Here is a 13,549-nt window from a genome sequence, read left to right as displayed (position 1 = left end):
TGTCAGCTTATAAACCGTGCTCTCCGCAGAACTTTCCATACCCATTGACACCGATTCATATCCACACGATTAGGGCTGACCGTGCACCAGTTATAAAATATACTTTATAAAGTATCTTTAGTTAGTATGCGATAAGAGCCGTTCGTTGTCAATACAGGAAAAAGGCTCTACCCGCATCAGCCTTTCAAGGTTCCGTTACGGCAGTAGCGCCAGAGTTGGCTCCAGTTCTTTGAGTGTCAGCCACCGCATGCCAGCCTCAAAATCCTCTTGAAACGTCTCCTTCAGCACCACTTCCGGATAAGCTGGCAGGGGATGATGCAAGCAATAAGACTCCCAGGCCGGCCCCCAGCAGGCGGCCTCAATTCGGTCTTGATAGATCACCACTATATCGGGAGCAAGCACGGCATTGACGCTTTGAATGATTCGGCAAGCCGCATCGATGAAGGTTTCCTGATCCATTTGCCCATGCCAGTCGAGGGGCATCGGAAGATAACGAATTTCCCCCGCCATGCCGTTCTTTCCTTTGACGATCCTTCCGTCGAGATAGATGCCCATCCCGGGTGGATACTTCGCAGGAAAGTAGATCCCCACGGTACACGGTTCGTCGTCCGATTCCTGTTTTGCGCAATATCCGCTTATGGCGGCGTTCATGTCATTTTCCACCATAACCGGCAGTCCAAACTGGTTCTCTATCTCTTCGATCATGCGATATCCCATCAGCCCCTGGTGACCGGTAACCATCACTTCCCCATTCACGGCCTGTCCGGGAATCCCTATGCCAATCACCTTAATGGAAGGGTATGCTTCGAGAAGCCGCCCAATCAATTGATAGAAGGGCTGCCGATCAAACACGGGCATGGCATGCTCCTCTTTCAGCAGAATGCGATCCTCCAGGTTCACGACCGATGCGGTGATCAGCTCCTGGCCTTCTTTTTCTCTCATGTACAGGACAAGCGCGAGGCTGTGATCGAAATTGAACCGATAGGTAAGTGCGGGCCTTCCTCCGTTTGAAGGAACGGGTTCATCCTCCACAATCTCCCCACGATCCTGCAGCTCTTTCACCAGAGAGTTGACCGTCACCACACTGAGCTTGGTCAGAGCGGCCAGCTGCGGCTTGGTTGCCGTTTCGACCCGCTTCATCACCTGGCGCACGTTGTTCAAATTAATTTCCTTCATGAGGTTGGCATTTGCGTTTTTCATAAGTCCCCCTCTTAATTCGATCGGGATGATCCTAGTATACTCTACCCCCTTCTATTGCTCCAAGCCTCTTTCCATTCGGTTAAATCCCAGATTAACATCCTTTTGCGCAAAAAATCCCCCCGTAAGTGAAGCAGCCCGGAGTCGTTTGCTCACGATTGTTCCGAATTGCCTTTCACCATTCACAGGGGGATGTCCTCTATTCCGTAAAATAACGAAGAAAAATGTCCAAGTCCTCCGTCGCCGGATGCGGACGCAGCTTCTCGATGATGCGCGCGGCCTTCTTGGCATAAGCGCGGCTTAGCTCAAGCGAGCGTTCAATAGCACCGCTTGCGGCAACCTGCCGCGTTACTCGGGCGAAAGCTTCATCAGGTGAATCGGCTCCAAGCGACCGGATCTCCCTCGCCAGCTCGGAGTCCTTGTCCTCGAGAGCGTACAGCACCGGAAGCGTGACATTGCCGCCCCGCAGATCCGAGCCTGCCGGCTTGCCAATCTGCTCCGAGGTTTCGCTGTAATCGAGCACGTCATCTTTGATCTGGAAAGCCATTCCGAGCGCTTCGCCAAAGGCATAGAGCCGCTTGCACACGGCTTTATTGGCTTGATTGAGCTCCGCCCCGATGCGAAAGCAATTGGCCATCAGCACAGCGGTTTTGTTGCGGGACTTCTCCAAATAGTCGGGCAGCGTCAGATCAAAGTTAAAGCGGTTGCCCAACTGCTGGTACTCGCCCATACAGAGCTGCATCAGCAGAGAGGCGACATCGGCGAGCCTCGGCTTGTCGCTGCGCTGCTCCCGCCGGTCATCCTCCGCAGGGTCTATTTCCCCCTCCATCGCCCATTCCACGGCGCGCGCCATCATGTAGTTGGCGATATGGGCCGCTTCCGGGATGCCGACCGCTTTATGCAGAGTCGGTTCTCCCCGGCGAAGATCGGAGCTGTCGATGATGTCGTCATGGATGAGCGACGCCATATGAAGATATTCAAGAATGAGTGCGGCTTTCCCCACATGAGTCGGATCGGATTCCAGCCCAAATCGCGCTCCGACGAGGACCATCATGGGGCGGAGTCGTTTGCCGCCGGCTTCTACGAGCCGGGCTACGCTTTCTCCAATCCAAGAGTGTCCTTTGGCGTCCGGATCGGACGCGGCAATCGCAATCAGCTGCTCATTCAATTCCGTGAGATCGATGCGGAGGGCTTCATGAAGCTTCATTGCGGCCTCCTTAAGGGCGTTGTCCTTCCGAACAGCTTGCCAGATAACGTTTAAATTCGGTGAACAGCTCGGCCAGCGCCAGCGTAAGCGGGAGTCCTGTCGCAAGCTCGATCTGAATCTTCTTGTGAACGGGCGACAGGTACGCGAGCAGATCCCGCTCCTCATTCTGGACCAGCCAGCGGATGTACACCCCAAACAGATAATCTCCGGCAAGCAGGCTCCGCGTGCGCTCCTCGCTCTTCTGGCTATCCAACTCCTGATGGCTCTCCAGCCCCAAGTGAAGAAGCAGATAGCTGCCCAGAATGGCGATTTTTCGCTTGCGTGAGATCGGTGTCTCATTAAGCAGGACCGCCAGGTCGGCGAGCTTGCCTTCCCCGTTATCGAGACGGATTCCGGTCGAGGGGTCCATCAGCTTTTCCACTTTGCTTAGCGTGTCCTGAATCAGTTTCCTGTCCATGATCCCCATTCCTTCGTTGTCCATCTATACCCTTCTCTACGGCTTTCCCCGCTCTTCGTCTCAGAAAAAACCTGCATCCCCTCCCGGCACGCCAGGCGGTGATGCAGGCATCCGACAAACGAGGGCTTTCCTGCGACTTCTCAAACGCTGAGAAGAGAGGGCCCGCGCTTCGTTGAAAGCGACAGGCTCCTCTCTCTTCTTGGGGCTTGTGATTAATCCGCGTACAGGTAATAACGCTTGATGATCGGAATGCGTCTAGCCACTTTCTTCAGCCACGGGTAGACGTAATAGTCGAGGCCGAGCGTGCTGCCCGAACCGCCGATCAAGGCGAAGCCTGCGAACAGGTACCAGAGCATTTCGGGCGGAGCCATACCGGACACCCAGATCATGCAGCCCATGGCGATCGTAATGATGGCCGCCGGAGCCGAGAACAGACCGAGGATCAGGAGAGCGCCGCAGATCAATTCCGCACCGACCATACCGAATTGGAACACCTTGGCGAGGCCTGTAAAGCCGCCGTCATTGGTATAGAAGAACAGGTTCATCGACCAGTCGACGATCTTGTGAACCCAGTCCCATACCGGAAGGGCGGACAGGGCTTCCGATGTAGCCTTGGAAGCAGCTGCCACAGCATCCGCTCCGACTGCCTCAGCACCGGCTTTCGTCGCTTCGGCAAGGGAAGCCCCTGCCGTTCCGTCTTTGGCTACGCTGGACGCCGGAATCAAGAAAATCTTGTTCGGATCGTCCATGATCTTACCCAGCTTCTCCCAGCCTTCCTGGAACCATTTGACTCCAATGAAGATCCGGAGAGGGACGAGCCAGAAGTTCGGCGAACGCTTGGAGAAGTGGCCGCCCAGGAAGCTTCTGCGATGCTTCACATGGAAGATCTCATGCAGAAGGTAGGAGTACACCTTGTTGAAGCCAAGCACTTGGGACAGGTACAGGATGTTGATCGCATGCTTTGAGAGCATGGCCATGAAGCCGGTCAGCTGGAACATCATGTTCGGGAGACCGACATTGGCAACACCGTAACGGCTACCGATACTGACCATCATACCGTGGAAGCTCGGCTTGTAGGATTTCTTCGGCTTGCCGAGGAATTCCGACGCGATGTTGTGGGCGATGATCGGAGCGGCCTGTTCGGCGTTTTCGACCATCTGCGGAACCGGAGCGGTCGCGCCTTCCGGAATGTAGAAGATATTATCCCCGACAACGTACACTTCCGGACGATCCGGAACTTGCAGCTTGTCGTTGGTGAGCAGACGCTTGCGGCCCTTCTGCTCGACATCAAGGTTGCCAGCCAGCTCGGAGCCTTCGACACCAGCCGTCCAGATGACCGTCTTGGATGCGATCGCCCGGTTGCCCAGTTGTACTCCTTGCTCGGTGACTCCCGTAATTTTCGAACCCGTGATGATGTTAACGCCCAGCTTCTTCAAATAACGCTCGGACTTCTTGATGAGCTTTTCAGGAAGAATAGGCAAGATTTTGTCGACCATATCGACAACGTAGAGGTCCACCTCGGAACGCTCGATATGATGCTCTCGGCAGAGATCCTGAACGTATTCAGCCAGTTCGCCGATCATTTCCACGCCAGTAAAGCCGGCGCCAACAACGACAAACGTAAGCATTTCCTTGCGCTTCGCAGCGTTCCGTTCTTTTACACCGTTCCGGAACATGTTGAGAATCTGTTCTTTCAGGTTGACGGCGTCATCGAAAGACCACAGGGAAAACGCATGCTCCTCCGCCCCCGGAATTCCGAAGTAGGTCGGCTTGCTGCCCGTGCCGATGACCAGATAATCGTAGCTATAAGCCTTGGTGTCGCCATGGAGCTTCTTGGAATCGAAATCGATATGAGCGATTTCATCTTGTACAACATCGACATTTTTGAAACCGGCAAAAACCTTCTTCAGATCGACCTTGATGGAATCCTCGTCCACCCGGCCGGCGGCAACTTCATGCAATTCAGTCAGAAGGGTGTGGTAGGGGTTTCTGTCGATGAGGGTAATGCGTACATCTTGCTTCTTCAGCTGCTTTCCGAGCTTCTTGGCCGTTAAGACGCCGCCGTAACCGCCGCCCAGGACAACGATCTGTTTCATACGATACACCTCACGATAGATTCAGACTGGATGATTTGAACCCGCGGCGCATAGTGCCGTTGCCGCGGGTTCCGGATGGATGCCACTTGCTTATTTTGCTTGATCAAGAGCTTTCTTAGCCAATTCTGCGAAGCCATTTACATGAACGGATACGCCGGAGATTGCGTCGGTTTTGCCTTCGCTGTTCGTCGTGATCGCAGCCGGATCTTGCTTCTCAAGCAGGAACTGATCGGCTTTAGCTGCTTGTTCATGCCATTCGGAGGAAGCGCCGCCGGCTTTCATGCCGTATTCGCCGCTCTTCGAACGGGTGATCTTGTCCGTGCCGCCGTCTTTGTTGACGCCGTTCCAATCAACAGCAAGGATCTTGCCGTTCAGAACCGTCAGGACAACCGTTTCTTTCCAGCCTGTTTTGGCATCGAAATCAGCGGCTTCGGCTTTGTAGGTGCCGTCTTTGTAAGGACCTGCTTCAACCGGTCCAGCGTCGAGAGCCTTCTTGGCGAGGGTAGCAAGGCCGCTTACGTGAACGGATACGCCGGAGATCGCGTCGGTTTTGCCTTCGCTGTTCACCGTGATGGCAGCCGGATCTTGCTTCTCAAGCAGGAATTGCTCGGCTTTAGCGGCTTGCTCATGCCATTCGGAGGAAGCGCCGCCAGCTTTCATGCCGTACTTGCCTTCGACGGAATATTCCTTCTTGTCGATACCGCCGTCTTTGTTCAAGCCGGTCCAGTTAACGGATACGATTTTGCCGCCTTCGACCTTAAGGCCGACAACTTCTTTCCAACCGGTTTTGGCATCGAACTCGTCGCCTTGAGCGTAATATACGCCGTCGGCATATTGGCCTGCCGGAGCTTGAGATGCGGCCGGAGCCGTGGAAGCCGAAGGAGCCGTAGAAGCCGAAGGGCTTGCCGATTCGCTGGATTCCTTGCTGCCGCAACCTGCTGCCAGAGCGGCGGTGAGCGTCAGAGTTAAAAAGATTGCTGCTGATTTCTTCATTGCAGTGTTCCTCCCCTTTTTGTTCGTGTTCTTAACTGTGATTCATTTCACACGTAGATTGATTATATCAACAGTTGAGAAAAAAATATAGTGATTTTTATCACTTCATGCTTATAGAATCTGTGAATTTCTCCTCGACCCATCATTTCGCTAATCCGGGGCAAAAAGCATCGTTTTCGGAGCGGATTTTCTAACCCTCCCCTATATTACCCCAATTTCATGCTTATGAGTTTGGCTTTCGAAAAAAAACATCCGTTCAAGAGGAACAAGCTCGTTTTCGAGGAGGAAGCACATTGCATTCGAAACACCCTCATCCATTATGACAGAAATTATTGTGAAAACAAGAATCATTTTCATTCCTATGGACAAATATCTCTCTGCACGATATGATCGGCAATGGAACCTGCCTCACCGCAGGTTTTTGTCTGTATCCGAACATCCAGAACTCGTAAGCAGGTGATTTTCTTGAACATACGCAGCTTCCTTAAGCTGGTCGAAATTCAAACCAAAGCAGCCAGTATCATTCCATTTGCTATCGGAACGCTGTATGCCTACTTCCGCTTCGAACGGTTTGATCTGCTGTCCTTTTTGCTCATGTTGATCTCGCTTCTGTCCTTCGATATGGCCACTACCGCCATCAACAATTATATGGATTACAAAAAAGCAATTAAAACGAGCGGCTACGGATATGAGAGCCACAACGCGATCGTGAGCCACCAATTGCGGGAAAAGACGGTGGTGACGACCATCCTGCTCCTGCTTGCCATCGCCGCCGCGACTGGCATTCTCCTCGTCCTGAACAGCGATCTTCTGGTGTTCTTCCTAGGGGGCCTGTCCTTTCTGGTCGGAATTCTCTATTCCTACGGACCTGTTCCTATCTCGCGCATGCCGCTCGGCGAGCTCTTTTCCGGCCTGTTCATGGGCTTCGTGCTGCTCTTCATCACCGTCTTCATCCAGACCGATGCCGGACAGATCGCTCAGCTGGATCTCACCGCAATCCGCGACGGCATCGTCAACCTGCGCCTTAATCTTGTCGAGATCTTGGCTGTTTTTGCCATCTCCATACCGACGATAGCAGGCATCGCCAACATCATGCTGGCGAACAACATCTGCGACATGGAGGACGATCTAGAGAACCGGCGCTATACCTTGCCCCAATACATCGGCAAGAAGAATTCGCTGCTCCTGTTCCGGATCATCTACTACGTCTCTTACGTGGACGTAATCGCTCTCTTCCTGCTCGGCATCCCGCCCTATCTGCTGCTGATCATCCTCGCCACGGCAATACCGCTCAGCCGAAATATCCGCCGCTTTGAACAGCAGCAGGTCAAAGCCGTCACGTTCAGCCTCTCGGTGAAAACCTTTATGCTGCTGTCCTCAGCCCGCATCGTGGTGCTGGTGTTAGCCATCTTCATCGGGCGGGGTTAAAGAACTTGACAGCTCAGCGGTTTTCCCTTATAACGAGGGAGAATACAAAAGGCACTGTTTACCTGCAAAGGTACAACCTCGGACGCTTGATTGCCCGTGGGTTGTGCCTTTTTTGTATTCCATTCGTTCAATAAGGAGGAACCCCCATGCCATCTGCTTCCCCTTCGCAAGTCATCCGTATTCCCGATTTCCCCTCCGCTGTGCTGAACAACCGCCGGGACCTGTACATTTACGTGCCGCCGGGCTATGCGGAGTCAGAGGACACCCGCTACCCCGTGCTGTATATGCATGACGGCCAGCACGTCTTCGGCCGCGACGAGCGAGGAGAATCCTGGGAGATGCATCGGACGGCGGACCGGCTGATCGCGGAAGGAAAAATCCGCAAGCTCCTCATCGTCGCACCCGCCAGCATCCCGGAAATCCGTCTGCATGAGTACTTTCATGACTCGGAAGGCATCCGGGAGCTGTTCGGTTCCGTCGCTCAAGGCGTGAACTACGAGAAGTTCCTGATCGAGGAAGTCAAGGCGTACATCGATGCCGCTTACCGCACCTTGCCAGGTCCCGCCGATACCGCCGTCATGGGTTCTTCTGCCGGCGGACTGGTGAGCTACAACCTCGGCTTCCGTCGCCCGGATGTGTTCGGAATGGCAAGCATTCTCTCCCCGTTCTTCGTGAGAGCGCAGCTGTCCGGCAAATCCCCGCAGCACCTGCTGGGAGAGGAAACCGCACTGTACCAGCGTTATCCGAGCAAGCCGCCGATCCGGGTCTGGTTGGACATGGGCGGGGCGGAAGGGCTGCTCATGGCCCGTCACGCACGCGAAGCCGCCGACATGTTGATCGATCAAGGCTTTCGGGACGGCGACGATCTGATGTATTACCTCGACGAATCCGCCGGCCATTCACAAACCGACTGGGCCGCCCGCATTCATGCCCCGCTGCTCTATTTCTTCGGCGACATCGGAAAGCCGGTCTCCCTTTCTTTCCAGAAAAGCTACTCCATCGGTTTGCAGGGCTCGCCGATCCGGGCCAATCCGGTGCTCCGATACAGCAGTGGCTTCATGCGCAGCCTGCTCGCCGCCGATTACCGGACCATGCCCGCTGGAATTGTCGAAGTCGCGCAGGACGGCCTGCTCACGAGCAAAGCGTCCGGCTCCACGATGTTGGTCGCCGAGTACGCCGGGCTCGAAGCGAGCTCCGAGGTCACCGTGGAAGCAACTCTGCCGGAGCAAGTGAGGGTGTCTGTCGTAGTGGAGGTCCCGTCCTCGACTCCGGAGGAGACCCGTGTCTTTGCCGGCATCGAGACCTTCCGCCGGCCCGACGGCTTCTATGAAGGCACAGCCCTTCTTCCGCGCGGCCTCACCTTCCGCTTTGCCGTATCCAAGGGCTTTGGCGACAATGAGCGGCGGTTGGACGGTTCCCTCCCGCCCCTACACGAATTCACAACCGATCGCGATCAATCGTTACGCTATCAAGTGGAGAGCTGGCACGTATTAACCTGATCCCCACCTTGCTTCCACTCCCTCGCCCCCGAATCGCGGGGTTCTTCCGAACAGCAAACAGGGGTTGCTCCGGCCGTTTGAAACGGCCTGCGAGCAACCCCTGTTGACGAGAAATGAAGCTTACAGCTTTACAACGTTCTCAGCTTGCGGTCCGCGGTTGCCTTGAACTACGTTGAATTCTACGGCTTGGCCTTCGTCCAGCGTCTTGAAGCCGTCGCCTACGATTGCGCTGAAGTGTACGAATACGTCGTTGCCGCCTTCCACTTCGATGAAGCCAAAGCCTTTCTCAGCGTTGAACCATTTTACTGTTCCTTGTTGCATGGGGATATACCTCCAATAGTTTATTTAACATGGAGCTTTTTTATTTGTCACATAATTGGCTTACGTTTAAATAAAAAATTCACACATTCCAAAAGGCTTCATTACCAGATGAGAACCCTTTGAAATACGTGAATTTCAGGCTTCATTTGTTAACTGTCTCAGAATAGCACATCTGGAAGGGGAACACAAGCGCGAGAATAGGAAAGCAAGCTGAAGAACGGAAAGAAGATAGAGGGGCGCCGAAAACCGGGTCGGCACTCCCCCCAGAACTTGCATTCTTCCTTCTCTCTAACCAACGCGTTACTTCACTCCGTTTGACACTTCCTTGATCATCTCTTCCACGGACAGGAGTCCGCCGCCGGACAGATACCAGTAGTTCGGGTCAAGATAGATGATTTTGCCGTTCTTGTAGGCATTCGTCTTTTTGACCAAGTCGTTTTCGACGACCGACTTCGCCGGAGATGCTCCATCCGACGCCACAACGGCATCCCGATCGACGACGAACAGGTAATCCGGATTCTTCTCCGCCACATACTCGAAGGAGATGCTCTGGCCATGCGTATCCGCTTTGATCTCCGTATCGACCGGAGCGACGCCGAGCTCGTCATGAATGATTCCGAATCGCGAGCCCGGACCATAAGCGCTGACCTTACCGCCGGTGGTGAGCACAATCAAGCCCTTCTTGCCGGAGTTCACATTCTCCTCCTTCAGCTTGGCTGCCGCATCCGTGAGCTTGGTGACTTCTGCCGCCGCTTCAGATTCCTTGCCGAAAATTTGCCCCAGAAGCGTTACATTTTCCTTAAAGGAGCTCATATAAGCATTTGCATCCACACTTACGAACAGGGTCGGAGCGATCTTGGCAAACTCCTCGTAGCTCGTCTGCTGTCTGCCTGAGATGATGATGAGATCCGGCTTCAGGGCATTGATCTTCTCGAAGTCCGGCTCCATCAAGCCTCCGACGCTTTCATATTTGTCGTCCTTGTATTTATCGAGATAAGAGGGCAGATTGCTCTTCGGCAATCCGGTGACTTCTACCCCCAGCTTGTCAAGGGTATCCAAGGTTCCGAAGTCGAAGACGACGACCTTGGCAGGGTTCTTCTTGAGCTTGATCTCGCCCAGCTTGTGCGTGATGGTCAATTCCTCCGAATCAGCAGCAGCGCTGGTCGGCGCCGTCGTCGCGGCGGAGGGCTCTGTACTAGCGGATGGCGAAGCCGAGGCTGCATTTCCTTCCGACGTTGATTTGCTCTGCCCGCAGCCTGCCACTAGAAGAGCGAGGATGAAGAACAGCAGGATGGGAGCAGCTGTATATTTCTTTTTCATCATGGACTCACCTCATATTGAATTTGGAATTGCTATCTATGATTACAGTTGGCCGTCTCAAACGGGGCAGAATTTAGCCTTGACCGGAGGGGGGCCCTCCCTCCCTGTCTCCTACGCCTTATTCACTCTGCCGCTTGATGGAAAGCCAATACAATCAACCGCGATCAAGAGAAGTAGACGCCGATTTTTCGCCCGCCTATCGTCTCGATGGGAATGTCCATGTCGTAGATCTCCCGAAGTGCGCCGGATTCGATAATCTCTTCCGTGAGGCCGTCGCGGACGATGCGCCCGTCCCGCAATGCGACGATCCGGTCGGAATAGCAGGAAGCGAAGTTGATGTCATGAAGAACGACGACAATCGTTTTGCCTCTCTCCTCCACCAGTTGACGGAGCAGCTTCATGATCTGCACGGAATGCTTCATATCCAGGTTGTTGAGCGGCTCGTCGAGCAGGATGCAGTCGGTATTCTGCGCCAGCACCATGGCGAGAAATGCCCTCTGACGCTGACCTCCGCTCAATTCGTCGATATACCTGTCCCCCAGCTCCACCATGTTCATATAATGAAGCGCCTCTTCCACCTGCTCTCGATCCTCCGGCGTCAGTCTGCCTTCGCTATACGGGAACCTCCCGAACGATACCAGATCTCGAACGCTTAACCGGATCGACAGAGTATTGGTCTGCTTCAATATGGAGAGCTTCTTAGCGAGCTCGTTCGGCTTCCATTCGTCGATGGATTTGCCTCCGATCCGAACCTCCCCTTCGCTTCGCTTGACTAACCGGCTCATCAGGGAGAGCAGTGTGCTTTTGCCCGCCCCGTTCGGGCCGATAAAGGAGGTGATTCGCCCCGGAGGAATCTTGAGCGAGACATTGTCCACGACAGCTTTGCTTCCATAATGCTTGGATACATCGTTAACCTCTATCACAGGGACCGATTCTCCTTTAGCAGCAAGTAGAGAAAATACAAGCCGCCGACAAAATTGATGATGACGCTGATCGTCGTCGTAAATGAAAAGACCCGCTCTACGATCAGTTGGCCGCCGACGAGCGCAATGATCGCGAGAAGCGCCGCTCCGGGCAGGAGCACGCGGTGCCGATGCGTTCCCAGCCATTCACGGGCGAGATTGGCGATCAGCAGCCCAAGGAAGGTGATGGGGCCAACGAGAGCCGTAGAGACCGAGACGAGCACCGCCACGAGGAGGAGCAGGCGCTTCACCTTGGCGTCGTAAGCCACGCCGAGGTTGATCGCGTGATCTCTCCCCAGCGAGAGCGTATCGAGAACGCGGACGGACTTCCAGGCCACCGCCATCGCTGCAAGAAGGGCAATGGCCGCGAGGAGCAGAATGTCGGTGTTGATAGCGCTGAAGCTTGCGAACATCTTCCCCTGCACGACGAGAAATTCATTCGGGTCGATCAGCACCTGCATGAAGGTCGAGAGGCTTTGGAAGAACGTTCCAAAGATCATGCCAACCAAGATCAAGAAGAACAAATTGCCGCGCTCGGAACGAAACATCAGGCGGTAAAGCAGGGCTGAGAAGAGCATCATCATCCCTACCGAGATGAGGAAGTTCAACCTTTTGTCCGCGACTGCCCAACTCGACGAGCCGAGAATGAACACCGCTGCTGTCTGAAAGAGCAGATACAAGGAATCGAGCCCGATGATGCTCGGCGTAAGAATACGGTTGTTGGTCAGCGTCTGAAAGATCAACGTCGAGAGAGCGATAGCGGTTCCCGTCAGAACCATCGCGGCGATCTTCTTCCCCCGGCTGGGTAGAATGTAATCCCAGTTGCCACCGGCGCGGATGGTCATGAAGACGGCAATCAACGTTACGGCCGCAAGCAGCAGAAGAAGGAGCTTGTTCCTATTCGCCATAAGCGCCTCTTTTCCGCAGCAGCAGGAACAGGAAGATCCCGCTGCCCAGCACCCCGACCGTGAGTCCGATGGGAATCTCGTATGGGTACAAGATGAGCCTGCTGAGGATATCGCAGACCAGCACGAACGCCGCGCCGAGCAATGCGGTTTCGGATAGGCTCTTGCGCAGGTTGTCGCCGAGATAGAGCGTGACGATATTCGGGACAATCAACCCGAGAAAAGGCAGCGTACCCACCGTCAGCACGACCACGGCGGAGACCATGGCGACGATCGCGAGCCCAAGGTTGACGACTTGGCGGTAGTTGAGGCCGAGATTGACGGCAAAATCCTCGCCCATCCCCGCTATCGTAAACCGGTTTGCGTAGAGATAAGCTAGACATAGGAGCGGCAGGCTGATGTACAGCGCTTCATACCGACCGGTCATGATGACGGAGAAGTCGCCCTGAAGCCAGGCGGACATATTCTGGATCAGCTCGAATTTGTAGGCGAAGAACGTGGTAAACGAGCTGATCACATTGCCGAACATCAGCCCGACGAGCGGGATGAAGACGGCATCCTTCAGTTTGATGCGGCTGAGCAGCTTCATGAACAGCATCGTTCCCGCCAAAGCGAAGACGAACGCGATCAGGATCTTCGTGAGCATGCCAGCCGAGGCAAACAGCACCATCGATACGAGGATGCCGAGCCGAGCAGAATCCATCGTTCCGGCAGTGGTCGGCGAGATGAACTTGTTGCGGCTCAACTGCTGCATGATCAACCCGACCACGCTCATGCTCATCCCGGCAATCAGGATGCTGACGAGACGCGGAATCCGGCTGATCAGCAGCACTTCCAGCTGGTCTTCGCTTAAGGAGAAGATATCCAGGGGAGAGATGTTCTTCACCCCGATAAACAAGGAGGCAACCGAAAGCACGGCGAGGAGTACGATCCAGTAACGTCGTTTCATGTGATTCTCCAGTTGAATGAGATGGCAAGCGATGCGATTTGCCATGCTAGATTAGAATGATTCTTAATTGTGATAATGATTCTCATTATCACTCATGAATAGTAGTATAGCATTGCTCGGACTTGGATTGTCAACCCTTTCTTTCACGAATTCTTCACAATTATCAAGCACCATTCGATGCCCGCTCCCCTGATCACCGGATAGACCCACACGGT

12 protein-coding genes are annotated in these 13,549 nt (G+C 54.3%); 2 read left to right on the top strand and 10 right to left on the bottom strand.

The features are described from left to right. Positions 1-195: 195 nt before the first annotated feature. The 5 genes from BN2684_RS03735 to BN2684_RS03715 all read right to left on the bottom strand — a co-directional run bounded on the left by BN2684_RS03735 (position 196) and on the right by BN2684_RS03715 (position 5,950). A complete protein-coding gene (locus BN2684_RS03735; RefSeq protein WP_058300831.1) occupies positions 196-1,200 on the bottom strand; it encodes an ROK family protein in 1,005 nt (334 codons plus the stop codon). 196 nt (positions 1,201-1,396) lie between these two features. Next, the gene (locus tag BN2684_RS03730; protein WP_058300830.1) at positions 1,397-2,404 is read right to left on the bottom strand and encodes a polyprenyl synthetase family protein; all 1,008 of its coding nucleotides are present in this window, start codon (positions 2,402-2,404) and stop codon (positions 1,397-1,399) included. A gap of 10 nt (positions 2,405-2,414) precedes the next feature. Continuing rightward, positions 2,415-2,885: a hypothetical protein gene (locus tag BN2684_RS03725; RefSeq protein WP_058300829.1), complete on the bottom strand. Its 471-nt coding sequence runs from the start codon at positions 2,883-2,885 to the stop codon at positions 2,415-2,417. A 188-nt stretch (positions 2,886-3,073) separates the two neighbouring features. After that, complete coding sequence (locus BN2684_RS03720; protein ID WP_058300828.1) at positions 3,074-4,957, bottom strand: NAD(P)/FAD-dependent oxidoreductase; 1,884 nt, start codon at positions 4,955-4,957, stop codon at positions 3,074-3,076. A 90-nt stretch (positions 4,958-5,047) separates the two neighbouring features. Further along, on the bottom strand, positions 5,048-5,950 hold the full coding sequence (locus BN2684_RS03715) for an FMN-binding protein (RefSeq protein WP_058300827.1): 903 nt from the start codon (positions 5,948-5,950) through the stop codon (positions 5,048-5,050). 465 nt (positions 5,951-6,415) lie between these two features. Here BN2684_RS03715 and menA point away from each other — a divergent pair, with 465 nt between their 5' ends. After that, positions 6,416-7,378: a 1,4-dihydroxy-2-naphthoate polyprenyltransferase gene (menA, locus tag BN2684_RS03710; protein WP_058300826.1), complete on the top strand. Its 963-nt coding sequence runs from the start codon at positions 6,416-6,418 to the stop codon at positions 7,376-7,378. Positions 7,379-7,524: 146 nt separating this feature from the next. Continuing rightward, positions 7,525-8,877 carry an alpha/beta hydrolase gene (locus BN2684_RS03705; protein ID WP_058300825.1) on the top strand — a complete coding sequence of 451 codons (1,353 nt, stop codon included), beginning with the start codon at positions 7,525-7,527 and terminating at the stop codon, positions 8,875-8,877. Positions 8,878-8,997: 120 nt separating this feature from the next. Here BN2684_RS03705 and BN2684_RS03700 read toward each other — a convergent pair whose 3' ends face one another. From BN2684_RS03700 to BN2684_RS03680, 5 genes are all read right to left on the bottom strand, one after another. Next, the gene (locus tag BN2684_RS03700) at positions 8,998-9,198 is read right to left on the bottom strand and encodes a cold-shock protein (RefSeq protein WP_058300824.1); all 201 of its coding nucleotides are present in this window, start codon (positions 9,196-9,198) and stop codon (positions 8,998-9,000) included. Positions 9,199-9,498: 300 nt separating this feature from the next. Further along, positions 9,499-10,518: a siderophore ABC transporter substrate-binding protein gene (locus BN2684_RS03695; RefSeq protein WP_058301003.1), complete on the bottom strand. Its 1,020-nt coding sequence runs from the start codon at positions 10,516-10,518 to the stop codon at positions 9,499-9,501. 164 nt (positions 10,519-10,682) lie between these two features. After that, a complete protein-coding gene (locus BN2684_RS03690; protein ID WP_058300823.1) occupies positions 10,683-11,441 on the bottom strand; it encodes an iron ABC transporter ATP-binding protein in 759 nt (252 codons plus the stop codon). Beyond that, positions 11,438-12,388 (bottom strand): iron chelate uptake ABC transporter family permease subunit, encoded by a 951-nt coding sequence (locus BN2684_RS03685; RefSeq protein ID WP_058300822.1) that lies wholly within the window; start codon positions 12,386-12,388, stop codon positions 11,438-11,440. The genes BN2684_RS03690 and BN2684_RS03685 overlap by 4 nt, the downstream gene beginning before the upstream one ends. Then, positions 12,378-13,334, bottom strand: coding sequence for an ABC transporter permease (locus tag BN2684_RS03680; protein ID WP_058300821.1), 957 nt, complete (start codon positions 13,332-13,334; stop codon positions 12,378-12,380). Before BN2684_RS03680 ends, BN2684_RS03685 begins: the two co-directional genes overlap by 11 nt. Positions 13,335-13,549: the final 215 nt, after the last annotated feature.

Source organism: Gorillibacterium timonense, assembly GCF_001457415.1.
In the GTDB taxonomy this organism is placed as follows: domain Bacteria; phylum Bacillota; class Bacilli; order Paenibacillales; family NBRC-103111; genus Gorillibacterium; species Gorillibacterium timonense.
Note: the sequence above shows the minus strand (reverse complement) of the source record. Positions and strands in the feature narration are given on the sequence as shown.

Bases quoted from the DNA above. Each gene is read 5' to 3' on its own strand.
- BN2684_RS03715 (WP_058300827.1), bottom strand. From the start codon at position 5,950: ATGAAGAAATCAGCAGCAATCTTTTTAACTCTGACGCTCACCGCCGCT.
- BN2684_RS03695 (WP_058301003.1), bottom strand. From the start codon at position 10,518: ATGAAAAAGAAATATACAGCTGCTCCCATCCTGCTGTTCTTCATCCTC.
- BN2684_RS03735 (WP_058300831.1), bottom strand. From the start codon at position 1,200: ATGAAAAACGCAAATGCCAACCTCATGAAGGAAATTAATTTGAACAAC.
- BN2684_RS03730 (WP_058300830.1), bottom strand. From the start codon at position 2,404: ATGAAGCTTCATGAAGCCCTCCGCATCGATCTCACGGAATTGAATGAG.
- BN2684_RS03700 (WP_058300824.1), bottom strand. From the start codon at position 9,198: ATGCAACAAGGAACAGTAAAATGGTTCAACGCTGAGAAAGGCTTTGGC.
- BN2684_RS03720 (WP_058300828.1), bottom strand. From the start codon at position 4,957: ATGAAACAGATCGTTGTCCTGGGCGGCGGTTACGGCGGCGTCTTAACG.
- BN2684_RS03680 (WP_058300821.1), bottom strand. From the start codon at position 13,334: ATGAAACGACGTTACTGGATCGTACTCCTCGCCGTGCTTTCGGTTGCC.
- BN2684_RS03725 (WP_058300829.1), bottom strand. From the start codon at position 2,885: ATGGACAACGAAGGAATGGGGATCATGGACAGGAAACTGATTCAGGAC.
- BN2684_RS03705 (WP_058300825.1), top strand. From the start codon at position 7,525: ATGCCATCTGCTTCCCCTTCGCAAGTCATCCGTATTCCCGATTTCCCC.
- BN2684_RS03685 (WP_058300822.1), bottom strand. From the start codon at position 12,388: ATGGCGAATAGGAACAAGCTCCTTCTTCTGCTGCTTGCGGCCGTAACG.